Raw genomic sequence first — 10767 nt, 5'->3', positions numbered from 1 at the left:
CCCCGTGGAGGGGTTCCCGAGCGGCCAAAGGGATCAGACTGTAAATCTGACGGCTCTGCCTTCGAAGGTTCGAATCCTTCTCCCTCCACCATCTTTCAGATAACCCGGCCTTGTGCCGGGTTTTCGCTTTTCTGCCTTCCACCAATCCCCTTCTTCTACAAAAAAACGGGAGGCCAAGCCTCCCGTCAATATATGCACGCTCTCACCCCGAACCTGCTGGCGACAGCTGTCATCGGCAGGTCGGGCAGAGGGGGATAAGCGTCCCCCCAGGTATCTGTCTTGTCATCCGCGCCCCCTTACAGGGTGAAGCGATAGAAGATATCCACCGCCTGGGCCACCCCGCTCATGGCCTGCAGATAGAGCCTTGGCATCAGCTCGTAGCGCAGCTTGAATTCGGCGATGGGGCTAAACACCCCGACCCCGTACTGGAACTGCAAGCCGGGCAGCAGGTAGGCCGACAGGGTCACCTGGGTGTCATCGCCACTGCCTGCAGTATCGAGGGCCACGTCGCTCATGCCGAGGGACTCCCCGATGCTGGAGACCACGCCGCTCGCCTGGCTCACGGCCCCCGCCACCAGCAGGCCGTTGAAGCCGCCATCCTCGCCGCTGGTCTGCAATCCCTTGCCCCGCAACAGATAGGAGAGCTGTTCGGACTGCGCCATCTGCGGCTCGGAATAGACGGTGATCTTCGGCTTGGTAGCCGGCCCCGTCACCCGCACCCCGACGGTCACGTTGTCCTCGATGGTATCCGGATCCCGATAGGTCTCGATGTTGAGATAGGGCTGATCGATGGGGCCGGAGAAGAGGATCCGCCCCTCCTTGATGATGAGGTTCTGGCCATAGGCCTTGAAGCGCCCGTCCCTGAGCTCCAGTTGCCCGTTGCCCGAGAGCGGCTTGGAGGGATCCTGGCGAATGTTGAGGGCCCCTCCCACCTTGGTCTTGAGTCCCATGGCTTCGAGGCGGACGTCGTCCCCGAGCCGGATGGCGAGCCTGATCTCCATGGGCAGCGGTGCCGCCTTGGGGACCGGCGGCAGATCGTCGTAGATGACGGTGACATCATCGGAGACCGCTACCGCGCTGTCTGGCAGGCTCTTGACCAGGATGCGCGACCAGGGGATGTCCACCTGCCCGGTCACCCTGGTCTCCTCCCCGAGAGAGATGGCGATGTCAGGTGTCACCCTGACCCGACCCATGCCCGGGTACTGGGCTTCCAGCTCCTTGCCCTGAATGGTGAGGCTGCCGGTCACCGGCTGCTGGGCCCAGCTCAGCCAGCCCCCCAGCACCAGGGGGCCCTTGCCCACCATCATGGAGCCGTCGAGTTCGGCCCGGTTGCCTTCTATCTTGAGGCGGGTCACCAGCTTGGAGAGGGTCACCATGTCGGAGTGGGTCTGAACCTCCCCCTCCTTCAGGTTCAGCTCGCCATACAGCAGGGGGGCAGCCAGGGTACCGTCGAAGCGGGCATCCGCCGAGATGACCCCTTGCAGGGAGCGCACTTCGGGAATGAGGGGCGCAAAGGTCGCCAGCTTCAGATCGTCAAACCTGAGTTGACCGCCGAGGTTGCCGCGGCCGGCGGGATCCCGGATCAGCAGATCGGTGTCGATGTTGCCGATCTGCTCGGAAGCGAAATCGACCCGGATGGCGGCCTGCTGGCGCTCGAAATCGATCCCGAGCTCGAGACGCTGGTAGTCGGTCTTGAGTTCGTCGGCGACGAAGGTCCCAGGCGTGGTGCGCACGGTGGCGTGCAGGGTCGGCTGGTTGCCGCGCCAGCTGGCGCGCCCGTCGGCCGACAGCACCGCCTGCCAGCGGAAATTGTCCGGCAACCAGGGGCGCAGCCGCTTGAGATCAAATTCGTTCAGGGCAAATTCCAGATTGCCCTGGGACTGGGCTATCCGGCTCCCCTTGACGCAGAGACTGGCCTTCTGGGACGCGAGGCAGAGATCCCCCATGGTCAACTGCTGTTTCGGCAGATCCAGGTCCAGAGACCAGGGGGCGGTCAGCGCCCAGCGCTTGAGGGGGGTCTTGAGCTTCAGCTCGGCAAGGGCGCCACGCCAGTGGTCACCGCGCAGGCTGCCATTCAGGCTGAGGTCTGCCGCCAGGGGATCCCCCTTCATGGTCAAGGTGAGCCCGTGGCGCTCGAGATCGCCGCTCAGGTTCAGGGCGATTTGCGAGAGCTTGGTCTCCCCCTGCGCCAGGCTCGCCACCGTCACCGCCACCTCACCGGAGGGCTTCTCCCCGACCAGGGCGTTGGCCCTGATGACGGTCTCCTTGAGGACGGTGCCCGCGTAGGCGAGTCGGCCCGACACCAGATCGGCATTCACGCGCGGCGCCTGCTGGTTGCCGGTGACGCGCACCTGGCCCTTGATGTCCCCTCCCAGACCCGGGTAGATACCCCCAAGCTTGGGCGCATCCAGATCCGCATCCAGCTTCCAGGCCTGGGTCGTGAGCGAGCCTTTGGCTTGCAGCCGGTTGGGGCCGCTTTGCAGCGCCAGGGCCGGGATGGTCCACTCCATCTTGTCGTTGCCGCTGAGCCTGCCCTGCAAGGCCAGGGGATACTGGTTGAGCTTGCCATCCACCTTGAGCTCGGGCAGGGCCAGCTGCCAGTGGCCCGCCTCATCCAGATCGAAGCGGCTGGTGATCTTGCCCGCCAGTGCCCCCTTGATCTCGGGCACCAGCTCCGCCGGGTTGATCCCCTTGAATTCGGTCGTCCCCTGCCACTGGACCCCCTTGCTCCAGGCCAGCTTGCCGTCGAGCTTGAGCTCCCCCTTGAGGGCCCCCAGCAGCAGCTCGATGCGGCTCAGCTGGTTGAGATCCCCCTTGCCCGAGAGGGCCACCTTGAAGGGGGGCACATCGGTCCCCTTGCCGGCGGTGTTGAGCGCAAACTGGTAACCGGAGAGCTTGCCCTTGGCGCTCAGGGTGCCCTTGTCCAGCCGATAGCTGGGCTCATCCTTGGCAGGCTTGTGCAGGGGCCAGGAGAGGCTCTTCCAGTCCAGCGCCAGATCGAAGGGCAGATCCGGGTCGAGGGCCGCAAGGGATCCTTTGAGATTGGCGCCCACCGGCCCCTTGGCCTTGAGTGCCAGCCCAAGCTTGCCCACAGAACCGTCCAGGACGAGATTGACCTGCTCCCCCTTGAGCTCCCCGTCCAGCAGCCCTTGACGCGCCTTGGCATCCAGAGTCAGGGCGAGGGGGTAATCCTCGTGCAGGCGCACCTGACCACGCAAGGCCAGATCCGCCATGGCATGGCGCAGGGAGAGCTCCCGGATGTCGATGCGCTCCTCCTCGGCGGTGGCCGACAGCAACAGGTTGTCTAGCCCCTCCACCAGCTCACCTTGCTGATAACGGAACGCCGTGGCTTTCAGCCCCTCCAGCTGGATGGGGAAAGGCAGTCGCACCGCCGGCAGCACCATGGGCTCGGGCTTGCTTGCGGCCTGCGTCTTGTCACCGGGGGCAGCCTTGCGCTCGCCGGCCGCCAGGGTGGCGCTTTTCTTATCCACCGGTTTGGCGCCCTTGTCACTGGCCGCCTCCACCGGGGACGGTGCCACCACCACGTTCAGGCCATCGAGCACGGGGCCGCGCACGATGAGCCCGGCGCGATCCAGGGCGGCGCCAATGTCCAGATCCTTGAGGGTGATCGTCACGCCGGGCACAGCCACATCGAGATCGGCAACCTTGAGGCTGTCGACCTGGATTTTGAGCGGCAACGGATGCCAGACGAAGGGCTCCGACGGCTCTTCCGGCACCGGCTCGGACTCCGCCACCCGGACCACGGGGCGAGTCACCGCCAGAGACTTGATCCAGAGCTTGCCCTGCAGGAGCTTGCCCAGATCCCAGTCCAGCACGGCCCGCTCCACGGTGACATCCACCAGCTCGTCCTGCCAGCCAACCCCTTCGAAGGTCCAGCCATACCCGAGTTGCCCCGCCACCAGCTCCCCCTTGAGGGAGGGCAGCGCGGCTCTGGCCTGTTGCCACAGCCACTTGTTGCCCTGATGGGTGAAGCCCAACAGGCTGACGCCGATGAGCAGTAGGAAGAAGAGGCCCATGAGCCACAAGAAAATGCGTTTTACCCAGATCACGATGCAGACCCCTGCAAGGAAAGCAGCCGCAGCGGCCAGAAAAGAGAAAGAAGAGGATGTGCGCCTGGTTGCCGGGTCATAGTTCCGGCCCCAGCGCGAAGTGCAGCCGCAGCGGCTTGTCCTCCTCGGAGATGCCCACCGCCAGATCGAGCCTGACCTGACCGATGGGGGTGACCCAGCGCACCCCGACCCCGGTGCCTATCTTCCAGGCCTCGCTGTAGTCGACGGTGGCGGTCCCGGCGTCCACGAACAGGGCACCGAGCCACTTCTCGCTGAAGCGGTAGTTGTACTCCAGGCTGCCGACGCTGGCGTAGCGTCCGCCGGTCAGCTTGCCATCGTCCCCCCGTGGCGAAATGGTCTCGTAACCGTAGCCCCGGACCGTCTGATCGCCGCCGGTGAAGAAGCGCAGGGAGGGGGGGACCAGGGAGAAATCATCCCCGACGATGGCCCCCTGTTCGGCCCGCATCAGGAAACGGTGATCTTCGCCCAGGGTGCGCAGCCACTTGCTGCGCCCCCACACCCGCATGAAGCTGATGTCGGACCCCCAGTAGGGGCTCGAGAACTCCATCGTCAATTGCTGGCGATCCCCCCAATCCGGCACCAGACCGCCGCGCACCCGCAGCCGTGACCAGGAGACGCCGGGGATCAGCAGCAGGCTGTTCCCCTCGTCCTGACCCTGGACGTAGCGCTCGTTCTCCAGGCGCACAAAGACGTCTCTGTCCCAGCTCTCCGGTCGGCGTGTCCAGCGGTGCACCCCGAAGGTGGCCAGATCGGAGCGGGTGTCGTTGTTGTCGGTGTATTGATAGCCCGCCTGCAGGGAGTAGTAATCCCGCAGCGGGTTACCCACCGGGATCTGGTAGTCGAAGCTGAGCTCCGCTTCCGGCGCCGAGATCTTGGCGGTGCTGGAGAGGCGGTGACCATAGCGGTTCACCCAGGGTTTCTCCCAGGTGGCACTCAGGCGCGGCCCCACGTCCGTGGCATAACCGATACCGGTCTCAATTTCGTGATCGACCCGGTTGGAGAGGGTCACCTGCACCGGCACCCGGTTGCCCTCGGCCTGGCTGATCAGGGGTTTGATGTCCACCTGCTTGAACAGCTTGGTGGAGGAGACATCCTGGGACATCTCCGCCAGACGGATCGCCAGATAGGGGTCGCCGCTCTTGATGTTGATGAGCGGGCGAATAAGGTGCAGTGCCTCCGGCGTCGCGTCATAGCGGATCTCGCCGAAATGGTAGCGCGGGCCGGAGCGAAACAGGATGTAGATCTCCGCCTTGCCCTGTTCCGGGAAAACCTTGACCTGGCTCTTGCTGATCTTGGCGTCAAAATAGCCGCGGGCCAGCCCCAGACTGCCAAGATCCGCCTTGATGGATTCATATTTGCCGTGGTTGAGGGGATCTCCCTCCTTCAGGGGCAGCTTGTCCAGCAGCTCGCTGTACACCTCGTCGCTCCCCGCATCCCCTTCCAGCAGGATGTCGAGGCGCGAGATGATCACGGGTTCCCCCCGCTCAATCTCGATCACCACCTTGGCGGGCGCCTTCTTGTCGCGGTTCAGGGTGATCTTGGGCTGGTAGTAGCCATAGACCTGCAGCGCCTTCTGTACGCTCTCGGTGATCTTGGCGCGGGCGGGGCGGTACTGGCGTTCCTGGTAGACGGGCAGGGCGTTGAGGTAGGCCTCGACGTTGTCTTTCTGCTCTCCCCTGACCCCCTTGATCTGGTAGGTCAACTTGGCCGCCATGGCGGGCATCGCCATCAGCCAGAGAGCGAGGGAGAGCAGCAAGAGACCGGGCCCGGGGCGACGGGATCGCCCGGATGAAGTGCTCCCGGTGAGAAAAGTAGGATAGCATCCTGTCAAACGTCATTTTCCCCGAATAACATGATTTAAAGATTGTGTTATTTAGTACGATACCGAGACTCATCCCGGGCGAGTGCCGCTCATCCTAGCATAATCGCGACGGCGAAATCCCACGCTCGGGGCCCCTTTGCGTGCCGCTCTGCCGCCCCCGGTGCGGGGATCGCTTCGGCCCAGCAAGGAGCCAGCCGGGTGTGAGGAGCCAAACTGCGCACAATCCGGGCAAGGGGCGAACAAAACGCCACCACCGACCCCGCCACGCCGGATCTCCCCTGGCGGCCTTGGGCTGGCAGCAGGGTCCGGCTCGTCGCGACAACCCTTGTCGGACACCCCGCATCCGGCGGGTTTCGTCAACCCGTCCCCCTCGACTTGCTCCGCGCCCTCTTCCCCATCCTGCCTGCTATTGAACAGGAAAATAAGTTTAAATCAATCACTTGAATAGATGGCACTAAAGCTTCGTTCAATTCAATCGATTTATCCCGCTGCCCCTGCGCTCCTGCCTGTCCCACACTGATCCCAATCATCGCAGGAGAGACCCCATGCACCTACGTAGCGAACAACTGGCTGACTACATCGCCGACCGACTCGAGTTCATCACCTTCCTGGCCTGCTGCAGCGCCCTGCTGGCCCTGCTGACCGGCATGAACGGCCAGCAGGCCCTCGCCTTCACCGCGCTCAATCTGCCCTTTGGCCTGGCCCTGCTGCTGGGCATGGCCCTGCTCGCTCCCCTGTCTGCCCACTGGCGCCTGCCCGGCATAGTTCTGCTGCTGGTGAGCGCAGCCCTGGCCACCCTGCAGATGGGGGGCAACTGGCTCAACCCCCTGGCCATCTGGAGCCTCTATGCCCTGCTGGGGCTGGAGATCCTCTGGCAATCCCGGGCCAGGGTCCCCCTGGCCACCGGCCCCCGGAGCCGGGTCTCGCGCCCGAGGGGCTGACGTGGAGGCGCAATTGCAGTAATCTTGCGCCCCCTTTCCCCTCGCCGAGGAGCATTCCGATGAAAAAAGCCTGTGCCCAGCACATCCTGGTCAAGACCGAGAAACAGTGTCTGGAGATCAAGGAGAAGCTCGCCAAGGGCGCCGATTTCAGCCAGATGGCCAAGCGTTTCTCCACCTGCCCTTCCGGCAAGCGTGGCGGCGATCTGGGGGAGTTCTCCAAGGGGGACATGGTCAAGTCCTTCGACGATGCCGTGTTCAAGGGGGAGCTGCTGACCGTGCTGGGGCCGGTGCGCACCAAGTTCGGCTTCCACCTCATCAAGGTGCTCTATCGCAACTGATCCAGGGCGACGAGGCCATCGGTTCTCTGAGCCGCACGCCCGGGATTGATGATCATTTACTAACGTTATCAGGCAATTAAGTTTATCCTTCTGGGCATAGTTCCATCCTGACCCGTGGATCCCTCATATGCACAGCTCTTTGTGGTGGCCGCTGCTGACCTGGCTATTGCCCCTTTGCGGGGCCCTTGGCAGCCGCGCCCATCTCTGGCCCTGGTGGCTCGGCTTCATCCTCTGTCTCGCCAGCGCCCTCCTCAGCCTCGTGCTGCTGCTGCGCCTGCCCTGGCGTTATCGCCGCACCACCAACCTCTGGCCGGATATCTGGGGCATAACACCCCTGCTGTTGCCCCTGCTGTTTCTCGTCCAGGCGCTGCGCTCCCCCCTCACCAACGACGTCAGCACGGATCCCTACCATCCGCCACGGCTCCAGTGGGCCGAGCAGCTCAGAAGCCCGGAGGATCTCCCGATCTCCCCCCCGCCCCTGCAACTATTTCCAGGCAACCCCGGTCCTCTCTATACCCGGGCATCCCCGGTCGAAGTACTCGCGGAAGCCGAGGAACTGATGACGGAGCTGGGCTGGCAGGTTCGCCCGGGCAGCGAGGGTATCGATGCCGTCGTCACCACCGGCTGGTTCGGGTTTCAGGATGACGTGGCCCTGCGGGTCTTTGCCGGGCCCAAAGAGACCCGTATCGACATGCGCTCCGCCTCGCGCCAGGGGCGCAGCGATCTGGGGGTCAACCGGGCACGGATCATCGATTTCCTGAATCGGTTGAACGAGCGCCTGGGGGGGGCCTACAAGCCCAAGATGGAGAAGCTCAAAGAGGAACAAGATGCGCATTGAGGTCAAACCGGACCGGGCCTACGCCTGGTTCATCCGCCCCTTCTTCTGGCTGCAGAAACGCAACTACGGTCAGGTGCTGATCCCGGGCAAGTGCTGGGGGCGCTCCCCCAGGCTGTTCGCCGCGGTCGCCACCCTCTACGGCGTCATCAACCGCAAGCGCTCCCCCATCGACCCCGTGCTGCGCTCCCTGGTGACGGTGCGGGTCTCCCAGCTCAACTGGTGTCGTTTCTGTGTCGACATCAACGCCATGACCCTCGTCAAGCGGGCAGGCTCCAGCGACAAGGTAGAGGCGCTGGCCCGGTGGCGCGACAGCCCCTTGTTCGACGAGCGGGAGCGGGCCGTGCTGGACTATGCCGAGGCCATGACCGGGCTGGATGGCGTGAGCGACGAGCAGGCCGCCCGCCTCAAGCCCTGGTTCGATGACAACGCCCTGGTGGAGCTCACCGGCCTCATCGCCTTCCAGAACATGTCCGCCAAGTTCAATGCCGCTCTCGACATCGCTCCCCAGGGGTTCTGCCAGTTGCCGGTGCAACCCGAGCGCCCCCTCGACAAGGGGCAGGGATGAACCAGGCACGCCTGCTGCTGTTGCTGGCGATGGGGGCCCTGGTCGGCACCTTCTTTGCCCTCGACCTTGACCACTATCTGAGCCTCACCCAGTTGCAGGCTCATCAGGCGCGCCTGGCCCTTTGGGTCGACCGCCATGTTGTCGCGGCCAGCCTGCTGTTTCTGGTGCTCTATGTGCTCACCACCGCCCTCTCCCTGCCGGGGGCTGCCCTGCTCACCCTGGCGGGCAGCGCCGTCTTCGGCATCCTGTGGGGGCTCTTGCTGGTCTCCTTTGCCAGCTCCCTTGGCGCCACCCTGGCCTTTCTCAGTGCCCGCTTCCTGCTACGGGACTGGGTCGAGACACGCTTTGGCGACAAGCTGGCGAGCGTTCAGGCCGGCATGCAAAAGGAGGGGGCCTTCTATCTGCTGAGCCTGCGCCTCATCCCCCTCTTCCCCTTCTTTCTGGTCAACCTGGTGATGGGGCTCACCCCCATCAGAGTCAGCACCTACTACTGGGTCAGCCAGCTCGGCATGCTGCCGGGCACCCTCGTCTACGTACTGGCGGGGAGCGAGCTGGCTACCCTCACCAGCACAGGCAACCTCTTCTCCCCCGGCCTGCTGGCCGCCCTGACCCTGCTCGGCCTGATGCCCTGGCTGATGCGTGCCTTGCAGCGCCGTCTCGCCCTCTACCGGTTGCACGCCCCCTACCGCAAGCCGGCGCGCTTTGACTACAACCTGCTGGTGATAGGTGCCGGCGCCGGAGGTCTGGTCACCAGCTACATCGCCGCCGCGGTGAAAGCCAGAGTGGCCCTCATCGAGCAGCACAGGATGGGGGGGGATTGCCTCCATACCGGCTGCGTCCCCTCCAAGGCGCTGATCCGAAGCGCCCGCTTCGCCATTGAACAGCGCAAGGCCGGGGAGCTTGGTTTTACCCCGAGCCAGAGCCGCGCCGACTTCGCCGCCGTGATGGCGCGGGTCGCCCGGGTCATCGAGGAGGTCGAACCCCACGACTCGGTGGCGCGCTATGAAGGACTCGGGGTGGAGTGCATCCAGGGGCGGGCGCGAGTCACCTCCCCCTGGGAGGTGGAGGTCAACGGCAAGCGCCTGACCAGCCGTCATATCGTGATCGCCACCGGTGCCCGACCCCGGGTACCCGCACTGCCGGGGCTGGACGGGGTTCCCTACCTCACCTCCGACACCCTCTGGCAGCGACTGCGCGAGCCCCCCCGCCATCTGCTGGTGCTGGGAGGGGGCCCCATCGGCTGCGAGCTGGCCCAGAGCCTGGCCCTGCTCGGTATCCCCGTCACCCTGGTGGAGCAAGGCCCTCAGCTGCTGCCCCGGGAAGATAGGGACGTCGCCGGGGCCCTGGCCGCGCAGCTGGAGCACGACGGCGTCACCCTGCACCTCGGCTGGCAGGCTACCTCGGCCGGGTATATGGACGGTAAAGACACCAACCTGCCCATCCGGCTGCACCTGCGCCGGGGAGACGAGACGCTGGAGGTTGAGGGGGACCAGCTGCTGCTGGCCCTTGGCCGGGAGGCCAACGTGAGCGGTTTCGGGCTGGAGGCGCTGGGGGTTGAACTGGCCCCCGGCGGCACCCTGGCCATCGACGGCTTCCTCGCCACCAACTACCCCAGCATCCTGGCGGTGGGGGACGTTGCCGGCCCCTACCAGTTCACCCATTTTGCTGCCCATCAGGCCTGGTATGCCGCCATCAACGCCCTCTTTGGCCAGTTCAGGCGCTTTCGGGCAGACTACAGGGTCATGCCGGCGGCCACCTATACCAGTCCGGAGATAGCCCGGGTCGGCCTCAACCAGAAAGAGGCTCGGGCCCGAGGCATCCCCTTCGAGTCGACCCGCTTCGAGATGGCCGAGCTGGACAGAGCCATCGCCGACGGCGAGTCAGGGGGCTTTGTCGAGGTGCTGACGGTGCCGGGCCGTGACAGGATACTCGGGGCCACCATAGTGGGTGCTCACGCCGGCGAGCGGATCGCCGAGTTTGCCCTCGCCATGCGCCACCGCCTGGGACTTGGCAAGATCCTCGCCACCGTTCACCCCTACCCCACCCTGATGGAGGGGAACAAGTACGTGGCTGGCGCCTGGCGCCGTGCCCGCCAGCCCGGGCGCCTGCTGGCGCTGCTGGCCCGTTATCACCGCTGGCGCCGCAGCGCCTGACTCTGACGAGGCAACCATC

At 65.1% G+C, this 10767-nt stretch carries 7 protein-coding genes and 1 tRNA gene; 6 read left to right on the top strand and 2 right to left on the bottom strand.

Translation table 11 applies throughout. The annotated features are described in order from the left end of the window. Nucleotides 1-6: 6 nt before the first annotated feature. Nucleotides 7-91, top strand: a tRNA-Tyr gene (locus AB5Y80_RS17660). 205 nt (nucleotides 92-296) lie between these two features. Here AB5Y80_RS17660 and AB5Y80_RS17655 read toward each other — a convergent pair. Both AB5Y80_RS17655 and AB5Y80_RS17650 read right to left on the bottom strand, forming a co-directional pair. After that, nucleotides 297-4070, bottom strand: coding sequence for a translocation/assembly module TamB domain-containing protein (locus AB5Y80_RS17655; protein ID WP_368173280.1), 3774 nt, complete (start codon nucleotides 4068-4070; stop codon nucleotides 297-299). 76 nt (nucleotides 4071-4146) lie between these two features. Continuing rightward, nucleotides 4147-5922, bottom strand: coding sequence for an autotransporter assembly complex family protein (locus tag AB5Y80_RS17650; protein WP_368173279.1), 1776 nt, complete (start codon nucleotides 5920-5922; stop codon nucleotides 4147-4149). A gap of 536 nt (nucleotides 5923-6458) precedes the next feature. Between AB5Y80_RS17650 and AB5Y80_RS17645 the strand changes: the two genes are divergently transcribed. The 5 genes from AB5Y80_RS17645 (at nucleotide 6459) to AB5Y80_RS17625 (ending at nucleotide 10748) form a co-directional block, all read left to right on the top strand. Next, a complete protein-coding gene (locus tag AB5Y80_RS17645; RefSeq protein WP_042878109.1) occupies nucleotides 6459-6854 on the top strand; it encodes a hypothetical protein in 396 nt (131 codons plus the stop codon). A gap of 59 nt (nucleotides 6855-6913) precedes the next feature. After that, a complete protein-coding gene (locus AB5Y80_RS17640; protein WP_039039827.1) occupies nucleotides 6914-7192 on the top strand; it encodes a peptidylprolyl isomerase in 279 nt (92 codons plus the stop codon). 127 nt (nucleotides 7193-7319) lie between these two features. Further along, complete coding sequence (locus tag AB5Y80_RS17635; protein WP_368173278.1) at nucleotides 7320-8030, top strand: DUF1499 domain-containing protein; 711 nt, start codon at nucleotides 7320-7322, stop codon at nucleotides 8028-8030. Then, complete coding sequence (locus AB5Y80_RS17630) at nucleotides 8020-8595, top strand: carboxymuconolactone decarboxylase family protein (protein ID WP_368173277.1); 576 nt, start codon at nucleotides 8020-8022, stop codon at nucleotides 8593-8595. Before AB5Y80_RS17635 ends, AB5Y80_RS17630 begins: the two co-directional genes overlap by 11 nt. Beyond that, complete coding sequence (locus tag AB5Y80_RS17625) at nucleotides 8592-10748, top strand: FAD-dependent oxidoreductase (protein WP_368173276.1); 2157 nt, start codon at nucleotides 8592-8594, stop codon at nucleotides 10746-10748. Before AB5Y80_RS17630 ends, AB5Y80_RS17625 begins: the two co-directional genes overlap by 4 nt. Nucleotides 10749-10767: the final 19 nt, after the last annotated feature.

Source organism: Aeromonas sp. R2-1, assembly GCF_040908425.1.
GTDB classification, from domain to species: Bacteria; Pseudomonadota; Gammaproteobacteria; order Enterobacterales; family Aeromonadaceae; genus Aeromonas; species Aeromonas caviae.
This window is presented reverse-complemented; position numbering and strand designations above follow the sequence as displayed.

Excerpts from the sequence above, each read along its gene's own strand:
- AB5Y80_RS17645 (WP_042878109.1), top strand. The coding sequence starts at position 6,459 with ATGCACCTACGTAGCGAACAACTGGCTGACTACATCGCCGACCGACTC.
- AB5Y80_RS17640 (WP_039039827.1), top strand. The coding sequence starts at position 6,914 with ATGAAAAAAGCCTGTGCCCAGCACATCCTGGTCAAGACCGAGAAACAG.
- AB5Y80_RS17635 (WP_368173278.1), top strand. The coding sequence starts at position 7,320 with ATGCACAGCTCTTTGTGGTGGCCGCTGCTGACCTGGCTATTGCCCCTT.
- AB5Y80_RS17630 (WP_368173277.1), top strand. The coding sequence starts at position 8,020 with ATGCGCATTGAGGTCAAACCGGACCGGGCCTACGCCTGGTTCATCCGC.
- AB5Y80_RS17625 (WP_368173276.1), top strand. The coding sequence starts at position 8,592 with ATGAACCAGGCACGCCTGCTGCTGTTGCTGGCGATGGGGGCCCTGGTC.